13 protein-coding genes are annotated in these 13,263 nt (G+C 72.4%); 4 read left to right on the top strand and 9 right to left on the bottom strand.

Annotated features, from left to right (window positions below; genetic code table 11):
* Nucleotides 1-76 precede the first annotated feature (76 nt).
* From ACFY1T_RS19815 to rimP, 8 genes are all read right to left on the bottom strand, one after another.
* On the bottom strand, nt 77-1,033 hold the full coding sequence (locus tag ACFY1T_RS19815; RefSeq protein WP_030859754.1) for a bifunctional riboflavin kinase/FAD synthetase: 957 nt from the start codon (nt 1,031-1,033) through the stop codon (nt 77-79).
* A gap of 358 nt (nt 1,034-1,391) precedes the next feature.
* Complete coding sequence (gene truB, locus ACFY1T_RS19810) at nt 1,392-2,300, bottom strand: tRNA pseudouridine(55) synthase TruB (protein WP_030859755.1); 909 nt, start codon at nt 2,298-2,300, stop codon at nt 1,392-1,394.
* Nucleotides 2,297-2,749, bottom strand: coding sequence for a 30S ribosome-binding factor RbfA (gene rbfA / locus ACFY1T_RS19805; protein WP_030859756.1), 453 nt, complete (start codon nt 2,747-2,749; stop codon nt 2,297-2,299). The genes truB and rbfA overlap by 4 nt, the downstream gene beginning before the upstream one ends.
* A gap of 28 nt (nt 2,750-2,777) precedes the next feature.
* The gene (locus tag ACFY1T_RS19800; protein ID WP_390789264.1) at nt 2,778-3,071 is read right to left on the bottom strand and encodes a DUF503 domain-containing protein; all 294 of its coding nucleotides are present in this window, start codon (nt 3,069-3,071) and stop codon (nt 2,778-2,780) included.
* A gap of 153 nt (nt 3,072-3,224) precedes the next feature.
* Nucleotides 3,225-6,353 carry a translation initiation factor IF-2 gene (gene infB, locus ACFY1T_RS19795; RefSeq protein WP_390789263.1) on the bottom strand — a complete coding sequence of 1,043 codons (3,129 nt, stop codon included), beginning with the start codon at nt 6,351-6,353 and terminating at the stop codon, nt 3,225-3,227.
* A 148-nt stretch (nt 6,354-6,501) separates the two neighbouring features.
* Nucleotides 6,502-6,789 (bottom strand): YlxR family protein, encoded by a 288-nt coding sequence (locus tag ACFY1T_RS19790; protein WP_078622365.1) that lies wholly within the window; start codon nt 6,787-6,789, stop codon nt 6,502-6,504.
* A 118-nt stretch (nt 6,790-6,907) separates the two neighbouring features.
* On the bottom strand, nt 6,908-7,918 hold the full coding sequence (nusA, locus tag ACFY1T_RS19785; RefSeq protein WP_384714333.1) for a transcription termination factor NusA: 1,011 nt from the start codon (nt 7,916-7,918) through the stop codon (nt 6,908-6,910).
* 2 nt (nt 7,919-7,920) lie between these two features.
* The gene (gene rimP, locus ACFY1T_RS19780) at nt 7,921-8,418 is read right to left on the bottom strand and encodes a ribosome maturation factor RimP (protein ID WP_030859760.1); all 498 of its coding nucleotides are present in this window, start codon (nt 8,416-8,418) and stop codon (nt 7,921-7,923) included.
* 155 nt (nt 8,419-8,573) lie between these two features.
* On the opposite strand from rimP, the gene ACFY1T_RS19775 reads away from it, so the two are divergent.
* The 4 genes from ACFY1T_RS19775 to ACFY1T_RS19760 are packed head-to-tail and all read left to right on the top strand — an operon-like array spanning nt 8,574 to nt 11,502.
* Nucleotides 8,574-9,152 (top strand): hypothetical protein, encoded by a 579-nt coding sequence (locus ACFY1T_RS19775; protein WP_390789283.1) that lies wholly within the window; start codon nt 8,574-8,576, stop codon nt 9,150-9,152.
* Entirely contained in the window at nt 9,149-9,604 is a 456-nt protein-coding gene (locus ACFY1T_RS19770; protein ID WP_390789262.1) for a ferritin-like domain-containing protein, read from the top strand. Before ACFY1T_RS19775 ends, ACFY1T_RS19770 begins: the two co-directional genes overlap by 4 nt.
* Nucleotides 9,605-9,620: 16 nt before the next feature.
* Nucleotides 9,621-10,523 carry an aminoglycoside phosphotransferase family protein gene (locus tag ACFY1T_RS19765; RefSeq protein ID WP_390789261.1) on the top strand — a complete coding sequence of 301 codons (903 nt, stop codon included), beginning with the start codon at nt 9,621-9,623 and terminating at the stop codon, nt 10,521-10,523.
* A 46-nt stretch (nt 10,524-10,569) separates the two neighbouring features.
* Nucleotides 10,570-11,502: a slipin family protein gene (locus ACFY1T_RS19760; RefSeq protein ID WP_390789260.1), complete on the top strand. Its 933-nt coding sequence runs from the start codon at nt 10,570-10,572 to the stop codon at nt 11,500-11,502.
* A gap of 34 nt (nt 11,503-11,536) precedes the next feature.
* Here ACFY1T_RS19760 and ACFY1T_RS19755 read toward each other — a convergent pair whose 3' ends face one another.
* Nucleotides 11,537-13,237 (bottom strand): proline--tRNA ligase, encoded by a 1,701-nt coding sequence (locus ACFY1T_RS19755; RefSeq protein ID WP_390789259.1) that lies wholly within the window; start codon nt 13,235-13,237, stop codon nt 11,537-11,539.
* Nucleotides 13,238-13,263: the final 26 nt, after the last annotated feature.

Here is a 13,263-nt window from a genome sequence, read left to right as displayed (position 1 = left end):
GCCACGACGGCAGGAAGGGCCCGTACCTCCCCGGGGAGGTACGGGCCCTTGCGCGTTCGGGGGGCGGTCGGCCGGCTCAGCGCTCCGCGTCGTACGACTCGGTCAGCGTCCGCGCGCGCTTCACGTCGTCCGCGATGGCTTCGAGGAGGCCGTCCAGGGATTCGAACTTCGCCATGCCGCGCACGTACGCGAGGAAGTCCACGGTCACGTGCAGGCCGTACAGGTCCAGGCCGACCCGGTCGATCGCGTACGCCTCAACGGTCCGCTCGGTGGCGTCGAACTGCAGGTTCGTGCCGACCGAGATCGCGGCGGGCATCCGCTCGCCGCCCGCCGTGAGCCAGCCCGCGTACACGCCGTCCGCGGGGATCGCGGTGTGCGGTGGCGTCTCGACGTTGGCCGTCGGGAAGCCGAGCTCACGCCCGCGCTGGGCGCCCCGTACGACGATGCCCTCGACCCGGTGCGGCCGGCCCAGGATCTCGGCCGCGCCGTCCATGTCGCCCTCGGCGACCAGCCTGCGCGCCAGGGTGGAGGAGAACGGCACGCCGCCGCCCGCCTCGCCGCGCTCGACCAGGTCCACGACCTCGACCTCGTAGTCGTACGTGGCACCCAGCTCGCGGAGGAAGTCGACGTTCCCGGCGGCCCGGTGGCCGAAGCGGAAGTTCGGGCCCTCGATGACGGCGCGCGCGTGCAGCTTGTCGACGAGCACCTTCACGATGAAGTCGGCCGGGGAGAGCTGCGAGAACTCCGCCGTGAACGGCAGGATCAGCAGTGCGTCCACACCCAGCCCGGCCATCAGCTCGGCACGGCGGTCGTACGGGGCCAGGATCGGCGGGTGGCTGCCGGGGCGCACGACCTCGCTCGGGTGCGGGCTGAAGGTGACGACCACGGACGGGACGCCGAGCGCGCGGGCCTTGGCCACGGCCCGCCCGATGATCAGCTGATGGCCCCGGTGCACACCGTCGTACGAGCCGATGGTGACGACGCTGCGTCCCCAGTCCTGGGGGATGTCCTCCAAGCCACGCCAGCGCTGCACTGTGACCGCTCCTCGCCCGAACCGTGTAGGCCCTTTTACTGGTTGCCGATTGCTGGTCTAAGACTGCCATGCCCGTGCCCGGGGGCCAGCATCGGCATCTGGCCGGGGTCTGTCTCCGTCATATCGGGCGGTCGGCGCCCCGGCGGGGAAGGAGTGCGGAGGGCGAAAGCGCCCCCTTGCGCTCCCTCCAGTCACTCCGCGCGCCTGCCCGGACGGGTGAATACGAGGGCCCCGCTGGATAGAGACCTACCCGAGGGGGGTCGTGGAGCGGTGAGCGGCAGGCGATGTGCGCTCACCGCTCCACGTCGGAGCGGATCAAAAGACCAGCGGGTCGGGCGACGACCGGCGGATCAGCGGATCAGGCGAAGACCGCCAGCGACTTCGCCTTGCCGCCCTTGCTCTCCACGAGCCCGAGCAGTACGCCGTCCGGCCCGTAGACCGCCACGGTCCGTCCCGCGGGGTACGCGTCCGGCATGTCGATCCGCACGCCGTTGGCGAGCAGCGAGGCCCGCCGGGCGTCGAGGTCCCAGCGCGGGAAGGCCGCGGCCGCCGCCTCGCCGATCGGCATGACGGTCAGCTCCTCCTGGAGCTGGTCCAGGGTCCGTGCCCGGTCGATCTTGTACGGGCCCACCCGGGTGCGCCGCAGCGCGGTGAGGTGCCCGCCGACGCCCAGGTCGGCGCCCAGGTCACGGGCGAGCGCGCGGATGTACGTACCGCTGGAGCAGACGACGGAGACGACGAGGTCGACGACCTTGGTGCCGTCCTCGGCTTCCGCCTCGCGCATGTCGTACACCTGGAACGACGAGATGGTCACCGGCCGGGCCGGGATCTCGAAGTCCTCGCCGTCGCGGGCGCGCTTGTAGGAGCGCACGCCCTTGATCTTGATGGCGCTGACCTTCGAGGGGACCTGCATGATCTCGCCGGACAGCTTGGCGATGCCCGCGTCCACGGCCTCGCGGGTCACCGCGGAGGCGTCCGTGGAGGAGGTGATCTCGCCCTCCGCGTCGTCCGTCAGGGTGTCCTGGCCGAGGCGGATCGTGCCGAGGTACTCCTTCTCCGTGAGCGCGAGGTGGCCGAGGAGCTTGGTGGCCTTCTCGACGCCCAGGACGAGGACGCCCGTAGCCATCGGGTCGAGCGTGCCGGCGTGGCCCACGCGGCGGGTCTTGGCGATCCCGCGCATCTTGGCGACCACGTCGTGCGAAGTGAAGCCGGACGGCTTGTCGACGATGACAAGCCCGTCCGGCGTCTTCCCTGCGTTGTTGCTCATTCGGAGGCTGCGTCCTCGTCGTCCTCGTCGCCCGGCTTCTTGTACGGGTCGGCGTCGCCGGCGTACTGGGCGCCGGAGGACACCTCGCGCACCTGGGCGTCGGAGGTGCGCGCCTTCTCGAGGAGGTCCTCGATGGTCTTGGCGTTCTCCGGGAGGGCGTCCGCGACGAAGGTCAGGGTGGGCGTGAACTTGGTGCCCGCCGCCCGGCCGACCGCGGAGCGCAGTACGCCCTTGGCGCTCTCGAGGCCCGCCGCCGCGCTGGCGCGGTCCTCGTCGTCACCGTAAACCGTGTAGAAGACCGTGGCCTCCCGCAGGTCGCCGGTGACCCGGGTGTCCGTGATGGTCACGTGCGTACCGAGGCGGGGGTCCTTGACACCGCGCTGCAGCTTCTCGGCCACCACCTCCCGGATGAGGTCCGCCAGCTTCTTCGCCCGCGCATTGTCGGCCACTGGTCCGTCTCCTTCTTATGTCTTGCAGTCAGTCTTCATCACCGTGCAGCCGCCGTCTCACCGACAGCAGCTCCACTTCCGGACGTGCCGCGACCAGCCGCTCGCAGCGGTCCAGTACATCCGAGAGGAACCCCGCGTCCCCGCTGACCAGAGCGACCCCGATACGGGCCCTGCGGTGCAGATCCTGGTCGCCCACTTCGGCCGCGCTCACGGAGAACTTGCGTTGGAGCTCGGCGACGATGGGCCGGACGAGAGAGCGTTTCTCCTTCAGCGAGTGGACGTCGCCGAGGAGCAGGTCGAAGGACAGAGTCCCCACGTACATTCAGTTCCGGATATCCCGCCGGTTCGGGTTCGGTGGCCTGCCGGCCGTCGCGCGGCAGGGTCACCAGAACCGTACACGCAACGGCCGGGGCCGATCGACGGATATTCCGCCGACCGGCCCCGGGCTTACGACACGGTGCGAACCGCCTCGCGCTTACGCGCGGGGCTTCTCGCGCATCTCGTACGTCGCGATGACGTCGTCGATCTTGATGTCGTTGAAGGAACCGAGGTTGATACCACCCTCGAAGCCCTCGCGGATCTCGGTGACGTCGTCCTTGAAGCGGCGCAGACCGGAGATGGTGAGGTTCTCGGCGATGACCTTGCCATCGCGCAGGAGCCGCGCCTTGGTGTTGCGCTTGACCTCGCCGGAGCGGATGAGGACACCCGCGATGTTGCCCAGCTTGGACGAGCGGAAGATCTCGCGGACCTCCGCCGTACCGAGCTCGACCTCTTCGTACTCCGGCTTGAGCAGACCCTTGAGGGCCGCCTCGATCTCCTCGATGGCCTGGTAGATCACCGAGTAGTAGCGGACGTCGACACCCTCGCGGTCCGCCATCTGCGCGGCACGGCCGGCCGCACGGACGTTGTAACCGATGACGATGGCGTCGGAGCCCATCGCCAGGGCGATGTCGGACTCGGTGACCGCACCCACACCGCGGTGCAGGACGCGGATGTCGACCTCTTCGCCGACGTCGAGCTGGAGCAGCGAGGACTCGAGGGCCTCGACCGCACCGGACGCGTCGCCCTTGATGATGAGGTTGAGTTCCTGGACCAGACCGGCCTTGAGGACCGAGTCGAGGTCTTCCAGGGACACCCGGCGGACGCGCTTGGCGAAGTTGGCGTTGCGCTCACGCGCAGCACGCTTCTCGGCGATCTGACGGGCGGTGCGGTCCTCGTCGACGACGAGGAAGTTGTCGCCGGCGCCGGGGACGTTGGTGAGACCCAGGACCAGGACGGGGGTCGACGGACCCGCTTCCTCGACGTTGTTGCCCTTGTCGTCGAGCATGGCGCGCACTCGGCCGTAGGCGTCGCCCACGACCATCGTGTCGCCGACGCGGAGGGTACCGCGCTGGACGAGGACGGTGGCGACGGCACCGCGGCCGCGGTCGAGGTGGGACTCGATCGCAATACCCTGAGCGTCCTGCTCCGGGTTGGCGCGGAGGTCGAGCGAGGCGTCGGCGGTGAGGACGACGGCCTCGAGCAGGGAGTCGATGTGCAGACCCTGCTTGGCGGAGATGTCGACGAACATCGTGTCGCCGCCGTACTCCTCGGCGACCAGACCGAACTCGGTGAGCTGACCGCGCACCTTGACCGGGTCCGCACCCTCGACGTCGATCTTGTTGACCGCGACGACGATCGGGACGCCGGCGGCCTTGGCGTGGTTCAGCGCCTCGATCGTCTGCGGCATGACGCCGTCGTTGGCCGCGACCACGAGGATCGCGATGTCGGTCGACTTGGCACCACGGGCACGCATGGCGGTGAACGCCTCGTGACCCGGGGTGTCGATGAAGGTGATGCGACGCTCTTCGTCGTTGACCTCGGTGGAGACCTGGTACGCACCGATGTGCTGCGTGATGCCACCGGCCTCGCCCGCGACGACGTTCGTCTTGCGGATGGCGTCGAGCAGTCGGGTCTTACCGTGGTCGACGTGACCCATGACGGTGACGACCGGCGGACGCGGCATGAGGTATTCCTCGCCGCCCTCGTCCTCGCCGAACTCGATGTCGAAGGTCTCGAGGAGCTCGCGGTCCTCTTCCTCCGGGCTGACGATCTGAACCTGGTAGTTCATCTCGCCGGCCAGCATCTCGAGCGTCTCGTCCGAGACGGACTGCGTGGCGGTGACCATCTCGCCGAGGTTCATCATCACGGCGACGAGCGACGCCGGGTTGGCGTTGATCTTCTCCGCGAAGTCGGTGAGCGAAGCACCGCGCGACAGGCGAACGGTCTCGCCGTTGCCGCGGGGCAGCATCACGCCGCCGACCGACGGGGCCTGCATGGCCTCGTACTCCTGGCGCCTCTGACGCTTCGACTTGCGACCGCGACGGGCGGGCCCGCCGGGACGGCCGAAGGCACCCTGCGTGCCACCACGGGCACCGGGACCGCCGGGACGGCCACCGAAGCCGGGACGACCGCCGCCACCGGCGCCGGCCGGGCCGCCGCCGAAGCCGCCGCCACCCGGACGCGGGCCGCCGAAGCCGCCGCCGCCCGCGGGACGCGAGCCGGGACCGGCCGGACGGCCGGCGAAGCCGCCGCCACCGGGACGACCGGCGCCGCCACCGGGACGCGCGCCACCGGCACCGGGACCACGGCCACCGGGGCCGCCGCCGGGACGGGGACCGGGACCGCCGGCAGCGGGACGCTGCGGCATCATGCCCGGGTTCGGACGGTTACCGCCGGGGGCACCACCGGGACGCGGGGCGCCGCCCTGCGGACGGGGCATGCCGCCCGGGGTCGGACGACCCGCACCGGGACCCTGCGGACGCGGAGCGCCACCGGGACCACCCTGCGGGCGGGGAGCACCCTGGCCGCCGCCGGCGCCGGGGGCACCGGGACGGGGAGCGCCGGCCGGACGGGGCGCCTGCGGGCGCGCCATGCCGGTGGAGCCACCAGAGGTGAACGGGTTGTTGCCCGGACGGGGACCGGCCGGACGGGCGCCCTGCGGACGCGGGGTCTGCGAACCGGGACCGGCGGGACGCTGTCCCTGACCGGGGGCGGTGCCGGCCGGGCGCGGGGCGCCGGGACGGGCGCCGGCCTGGCCGCCCTGGGCCGCGGGACGCTGCTGCGCCGGACGCGGGCCGGGGGTCGCACCGGGACCGGCGGGACGCTCGGTGCGCGCCGGGGCGGCCGGGGCCGCCGGAGGCGCGGAGAACTCGGTCGCCACGGGAGCCGCCGGAGCGGGCTTCGGGGCGGCCGGGGCCTTCGGGCCGGGACGCGGGCCGGAGGCGGCCGGGGTCACCGGGGCAGCCGCGGCCGGAGCCTCGGCAGCGGCCGGCTTGGGGGCCGGTGCGCCGGGCTTCGGCGCAGCGGGACGTGCAACGGCACCCGGGGTGGGAACCCCGGGCTTGGCGGGCGCGGCCTTGCGGGGCGCGCCCGGCTTCGCAGCGGACTTGCCGGCGCTGCCGCCGGGCCCCTGCAGTGCGTCAGTCAACTTGCGTACAACCGGCGCCTCGATCGTCGAGGACGCCGAACGGACGAACTCACCGAGTTCCTGGAGCTTGGCCATGACGACCTTGCTCTCAACTCCGAACTCCTTGGCGAGTTCGTATACCCGGACCTTAGCCACTTCGCTCCTTTTAGGTCCGGGTTACGCCGGACCGTCGCTACTTCATGGGCGTACTCATCGCGTACTCATCGAGTGCTCATCGCAATCTCGACCTACTTCCAACTCGCGAGGTACCTGACCGCACGGGGTATCCGTGCCGTACTACTTCTTACGGTGTCGCCTCGGCCACGACGGCCACGGCTTTGCTCAGTCCGGTCGTGTCGAGTGCTCCCGGGGACCGAAGGGCCCGGGGGAACGCTCTGCGACGGACCGCCTTGTCCAGACAGACCACGGCAGGGTGCACGTAGGCGCCCCGGCCGGGCAGCGTACCGCTTGGATCGGGGACGCATTCGTCCCCGATCGCCACGATGCGCAGCAGATCGCTCTTGGCCGCTCGCTCCCGGCACCCCACACAGGTGCGTTCGGGGCATGCGCGGGCTTGCGTCCGGCCAGACACGCCTAAGTCTACCTCCCCGCACCGACCTCACCCCTTCGGGCGAAAAATCGAACGGATGTTGTCGAGATCTGCTGTCTTGATCCTGTCTACCGGCCGGACAGCTCCGACCGGTACGGATTTATTCCCCGCCCCGGGCCCGGTCGGCGTCCGGGGACACCTCGGTGTCGGGGCGGATGTCGATGCGCCAGCCGGTGAGCCGCGCGGCGAGGCGGGCGTTCTGGCCCTCCTTGCCGATGGCCAGCGACAGCTGGTAGTCGGGCACGGTCACCCGGGCGGAGCGCGAGTCCCAGTCCACGACCTCGACCTTGCTCACCCGGGCGGGTGACAGCGCGTTCGCGACCATCTCCGCCGGGTCGTCCGACCAGTCCACGATGTCGATCTTCTCACCGTGCAGCTCGGCCATGACGTTGCGCACACGGGCGCCCATCGGGCCGATGCAGGCGCCCTTGGGGTTGAGCCCCGAGCGGGTGGACCGGACGGCGATCTTGGTGCGGTGGCCGGCCTCGCGGGCGATCGCCGAGATCTCGACGCTGCCGTCCGCGATCTCCGGGACCTCCAGCGCGAAGAGCTTCTTCACCAGGTTGGGGTGGGTGCGCGACAGGGTCACGGACGGACCGCGGACACCCTTCGCCACCCGCACGACGTACGCCTTGATGCGGAGGCCGTGCGTGTAGTCCTCGCCGGGGACCTGCTCCTGCACCGGCAGGATGGCCTCCAGCTTGCCGATGTCGACGAGGACGTTCTTGGGGTCCTTGCCCTGCTGGACGACGCCGGTGATGACGTCGCCCTCGCGTCCGGCGAACTCGCCGAAGGTCAGGTCGTCCTCCGCGTCGCGCAGACGCTGGAGGATCACCTGCTTGGCGGTCGTCGCGGCGATCCGGCCGAAGTCCGACGGGGTGTCGTCGAACTCCTTGGCCTCCTGCCCCTCCTCCAGGTCCCGCGGGTCCTCCGTCGCCCAGACGACGACGTGGCCGTTGGTGCGGTCGAGCACCACGCGCGCCCGCCGGAAACTTCCCTCGGTGCGGTGGTACGCGATGAGGAGGGCCGACTCGATCGCCTCGACGAGCAGGTCGAAGGAGATCTCCTTCTCCCGGACCAGACCCCGCAGGGCACTCATGTCGATGTCCACGGCTACGCCTCCTCTTCCTTCTTGTCCTTGCGGTTGAACTCGATCTCGACCCGCGCCTTGGCGATGTCGGAAAAAGCGATGCGGCGGGCGGTGGCCTTGCGGCCCTTCACGCCCGGGACCTCCAGGTCCATTCCCTCGTCGTCCACGTCGAGGATGCGGGCGATCAGTTCCCCGCCCTCGGCGAGCTGGAACTTCACGAGGCGGTCGATCGCCCGTACGTAGTGACGGTGCTCGGTCAGCGGGCGGTCGGCGCCCGGCGAGCTCACCTCGAGGACGTACTCGTCCTCGCCCATCACGTCGGATTCGTCGAGCTTGTCGGAGACCTCACGGCTCAGCTCGGCACACGCGTCCAGTTCCACGCCCTCGTCGGAGTCCACGATGATGCGCAGCATCCGGCGCTTGCCGGCCTTGGACATCTCGATGTCCTCGAGATCCAGGCCCTTGGCGGCGACGAGCGGCTCCAGCAATCCGCGCAGCCTGTCGCTCTGGGTGGTGCTCATCCGGGTGACTCCTCGGCCGCGTGTGCTGTTGTGTTTACGTCGCGTGTCAGGTCAAAGGGTATCCGGTCGCGGAGGGTGTTGCCGTCCGTCGTGGAGACGGAGCCCCGGGTACGGTGATCACACCCTGCCCCGCCACCACTTTCGAGGACGCCTCCGTGCCCTGGACTCCGCCTTCGCGGCCCTCTCGCAGGAGCCTGCTCGCCGGCGCCGCCGGCGCCGCCGGCGTGGCCGGCGTGGCCGGCGCCGCGCTGCTCACCGGGTGCTCCGACGGGGGCGGCTCGCCCGACACCGGGGGCGGGGTTCCACTCGAACGGCGGATGCGCGAGACGGCCGTTCGGGAGAGCGAACGGCTGCTGGAACGTTACGACGCCACGGCCGCCGCCCATCCGGCCCTGGCCGCGCGCCTCGCGCCGCTGCGCGCCGCGGTCGCCGCGCACGCGGGGGCGCTGGCCTCCGCGGACCCCGCGCCCGGCAGGCCCCCGGGCTCCGCCCCGCCGTCCGCCTCGCCGTCGTCCGCCGCGGCCGGCGCCCCCGTGGCGAGTGCCGGTCCCGTGCCGCCGAAGCCCGAGGAGGCCCTGACCGCCCTGGCCGACGCCGAGCGGAGCCTCGCCGAGGCGCGGACCGTCACCCTCGCCGGGGCGCCCGGGGAGCTGGCCCGGCTGCTGGCCTCGGTGGCCGCCTGCGGCGCCGTACACGCCTACCTGCTGACCTCGCCCCAGGGAGACAAGCCGTGACCCCCGAACCCTCCGCCGGCCGCGCCCTGGAGGCGGCGCAGGCCGCGCTCGCCGCCGAGCACGCGGCCGCCTACGGCTACGGGGTCATCGGCGCCCGGGCCGCCGCCGGCCGGTCGGCCGAGGCCCGCGAGGCGTACGGCGGCCACCTCTCGCGCCGGGACGCGCTCGCCCGGACGGTGCGCGAGATGGGCGGCGCGCCGCGGCCCGCGGAGGCGGCGTACGCCCTGCCCTTCGAGGTGCGCGGCCCGGCCGACGCCGAGCGGCTGGCCGCCGAGATCGAGGACCGGGTGGCGGGCGCCTACTCCGACCTGGTGCGGGCGGCGGAGGGCCGGCTGCGCCGCGAGGCGGCCGACGCGCTGAGTGCCGCGGCCGTCCGCGCGGCACGCTGGCGCGGGGTCGGCGTAGCCTTCCCTGGGCTCACGGAACGTGGAGAACGAGCCCGGACCAGCTGAAAGGGATCACGCACGCATGGCTTTCGAACCGCCGCAGCGGCTTGTACGGGCGCTCGGCGAGACGCCGGATTCGGCGCAGAACGCGGACTGGCTGGGGCAGTTGCCCCGGCTCGCCGAGGAGGCGCCGGCCCGGCGTGGGGTGCGGGTCCAGCGGGTGCAGGCCCCCGGCGGCCGGAGCAGTCTGGTCCTCCTCGTCCACTACGCCGACGGGACGCCGGCCGCGCTGAAGCTGGCTCCCCCGCGGGCCCGGCCCGACCGGGAGCTGGCCGCGCTGGCGCACTGGGGCGGTTTCGGCGCCGTACGGGTCCTCGACACCCGGCACCACGAGGAGGACGGGGCGCTGCTGCTGGAGCGGCTCCACCCGGAGGTCTCGCTGCGCTCCCTCCCGGACACGAAGGCCCTGCTGGAGGCGTGCGGGACGCTGCGCAGGCTCTGGGTGGCCCCGCCGGCCGGGCACCCGTTCGAGACGGTGGCCGAGCGCACGGCCCGGCAGGCGGAGCTCCTGCGCAAGGCTCCGCCGGAGGCGGAGGCGCTGGCCTCCTCGGCGCTCGCGGTCCGCGAGGAGCTGACCGCGCTGCCCGGTGAGGAGCTGCTGCTGCACGGGAACTTCCGGCAGGGCAAGGTGCTGGCGGGCGAGCGCGCGCCGTGGCTGGCGGTGGGGCCCGATCCGCTGGTCGGGGACCGTGCGTACGACCTGGCGCGGCTGGTCCGGGACCGGCTGGAGGACCAGGTCGCCTCCTCGGCGGGGGCGGCGGGCGCCCGTCGCCGGGTGAACAAGCTGGCCGACTCCCTGGAGCTGGACCGGGACCGGCTGCGGGGCTGGACGCTGTTCCGCGCGGTGGAGTCCGGCAACCGGGCACTGGCCGCGGGACGGCGCCGGGAGGCGGAGCTGCTGCTGGAGTTCGCGGCCTGGCTGTAGGGCATACCGTGGATACGGGCGGGCAAGTGCCCCGCAGGAGGCCGTCATGGTCCAGGAACTGCTGACAGCGGCGATCGCGGCCGGCGCGGCGGTCGCGGTGTACTCGGGTGTGGCCGCGCGGGTGGTGCGGCAGTACGAGCGGGGCCTGGTCTTCCGCTTCGGCCGCCTGCGGCAAGGGGTCCGGGGGCCGGGATTCACCATGATCCTCCCGTTCGTCGACCGTCTGCACAAGGTCAACATGCAGATCGTGACGCTGCCGGTGCCCGCTCAGGAGGGCATCACGCGGGACAACGTCACGGTGCGGGTGGACGCGGTCGTGTACTTCAAGGTCGTGGACCCGGCGAACGCGATCATCGAGGTCGAGGACTACCGCTTCGCGGTCTCGCAGATGGCGCAGACCTCGCTGCGCTCGATCATCGGCAAGTCCGACCTGGACGATCTGCTGTCCAACCGGGAGCAGCTGAACCAGGGGCTGGAGCTGATGATCGACAGCCCGGCGGTGGGCTGGGGCGTGCAGATCGACCGGGTCGAGATCAAGGACGTCTCGCTGCCGGAGACGATGAAGCGGTCGATGGCGCGGCAGGCGGAGGCCGACCGCGAACGGCGGGCGCGCGTCATCAACGCGGATGCCGAGCTGCAGGCTTCGAAGAAGCTGGCCGAGGCGGCGGCGGTGATGTCGGAGCAGCCGGCGGCGCTGCAGCTGCGGCTGCTGCAGACGGTGGTGGCGGTGGCCGCGGAGAAGAACTCCACGCTGGTCCTGCCGTTCCCGGTGGAACTCCTGCGCTTCCTGGAGCGCGCGGCCCCGACCCCGGCGCCGGGCGGGACGGAGCCGGCCGGGGCGGCGGGGCCCGCGCCGCAGCCCCCGCCCGCGGTCGCCGCGCCGCCGCCCCCTCCCCAGGTCACCGGGCCGGACCCGGGACCCGCCACCGACACCGACAGCGACAGCGACACCGCCTCCGGCGGGCCGGAAGCGGACTGACCGCGGGGCCGGAAGGCGGGAGGCGGGAGGCGGATCAGGCCGTCGTCACCCGGGCGAGGGCTTCCGCCAGGGGGAGTTCCTCGCGCGTGCCCGTGGCACGGTGCTGGAGTTCGACCACCTCGTCGGCCGAGCGGCGGCCCGCCACCAGGATCCACGGGACGCCGATCAGCTCGGCGTCCGTGAGCTTCACGCCCGGGGACAGGCCCGGGCGGTCGTCCAGCAGGACCCGCAGCCCGGACTCCGCGAGGGCCTCGGCCGCCCGCTCCGCCAGCGCGAGCGGTACGGCCTTGCCCGCCGCCACGACGTGGACGTCGGCCGGGGCCACCTCCGCCGGCCAGGCCAGACCCCGTTCGTCCGCGGTCTGTTCGGCCAGCGCGGCCACCGCCCGCGAGACGCCGATGCCGTACGAGCCCATCGTGACCCGCACCGGCTTGCCCTCCCGGCCCAGCACGTCGAGCCCGAAGGCGTCCGCGTACTTGCGGCCCAGCTGGAAGATGTGCCCGATCTCGATCGCCCGGTCCAGCCGGAGCCCGGCGCCGCAGCGGGGGCAGGGGTCGCCCGGCTCGACGACGACCACGTCGAGGTAGCGGTCCACCTCGAAGTCCCGTCCGCAGACGACGTTCCGGGCGTGCGTGTCCGCCTTGTTGGCGCCGGTCACCCACGAAGTGCCGGGCGCGACACGGGGGTCGGCCAGGTAGCGGACCTTGCCCAGGCCCTGCGGGCCGACGTAGCCGCGCACCAGGTCGGGGCGGTCGGTGAAGTCCTCGGCCGTCACCAACTCCACCACGGCCGGGGCGAGATGCTCGCCGAGCTTGCCGAGGTCCACCTCCCGGTCACCGGGTACGCCCACGGCCGTGATCTCGCCGTCGACCTTCACCAGGAGGTTCTTCAGCGTCGCCGAAGCGGGCACGCCGAGGTGCGCGGCGAGGGTCTCGATCGTCGGGGTGTCGGGGGTGTCGACCTCCTCGATCGCGGGGTGCTCGGCGTCCACCGGGGCCAGTGCGAAGGTGACGGCCTCCGTGTTCGCCGCGTAGTCGCAGGACGGGCAGTCGACGAAGGTGTCCTCGCCGGCCGGCGCGGGCGCGAGGAACTCCTCCGACGCCGAGCCGCCCATCGCGCCCGACACCGCGGAGACGATGCGGTGGTCCAGGCCGAGGCGTTCGAAGATGCGCTGGTACGCGGCCCGGTGGAGGGCGTACGACTCGGCGAGGCCCTCGTCGCTCACGTCGAAGGAGTACGAGTCCTTCATCTGGAACTCGCGGCCGCGCAGCACGCCGGACCGCGGCCGGGCCTCGTCGCGGTACTTGGTCTGGATCTGGTAGAGCATGACCGGCAGGTCCTTGTAGGACGTGCACTGGTCCTTCACCACGAGGGTGAAGATCTCCTCGTGGGTGGGGCCGAGCAGGTAGTCCGCGCCCTTGCGGTCCTTGAGCCGGAAGAGCAGGTCCCCGTACTCCGACCAGCGTCCGCTGACCTCGTACGGCTCCTTCGGCAGCAGCGCCGGGAGCAGCACCTCCTGGGCGCCGATCGCGTCCATCTCCTCGCGGACGATGCGGGAGACGTTGTCGAGGACCTTCTTGCCGAGCGGCAGCCAGGTCCACACGCCGGCGGAACTGCGGCGGACGTATCCGGCGCGGACGAGGAGCCGGTGGCTGAGGGTCTCGGCGTCGGCCGGGTCCTCGCGGAGGGTCTTGGCCATGAGGCGGGACATGCGCTGCACGTGTTGCGATGACATGCCGGGAGGCTACCGGGGGTGCCCGG

The sequence above is a fragment of the Streptomyces sp. NPDC001194 genome (genome assembly GCF_042896985.1).
Lineage (GTDB): Bacteria > Actinomycetota > Actinomycetes > Streptomycetales > Streptomycetaceae > Streptomyces.
Note: the sequence above shows the minus strand (reverse complement) of the source record. Positions and strands in the feature narration are given on the sequence as shown.

Bases quoted from the DNA above. Each gene is read 5' to 3' on its own strand.
- ACFY1T_RS19760 (WP_390789260.1), top strand. From the start codon at position 10,570: ATGGTCCAGGAACTGCTGACAGCGGCGATCGCGGCCGGCGCGGCGGTC.
- ACFY1T_RS19800 (WP_390789264.1), bottom strand. From the start codon at position 3,071: ATGTACGTGGGGACTCTGTCCTTCGACCTGCTCCTCGGCGACGTCCAC.
- rimP (WP_030859760.1), bottom strand. From the start codon at position 8,418: ATGAGCACCACCCAGAGCGACAGGCTGCGCGGATTGCTGGAGCCGCTC.
- ACFY1T_RS19765 (WP_390789261.1), top strand. From the start codon at position 9,621: ATGGCTTTCGAACCGCCGCAGCGGCTTGTACGGGCGCTCGGCGAGACG.
- truB (WP_030859755.1), bottom strand. From the start codon at position 2,300: ATGAGCAACAACGCAGGGAAGACGCCGGACGGGCTTGTCATCGTCGAC.
- ACFY1T_RS19755 (WP_390789259.1), bottom strand. From the start codon at position 13,237: ATGTCATCGCAACACGTGCAGCGCATGTCCCGCCTCATGGCCAAGACC.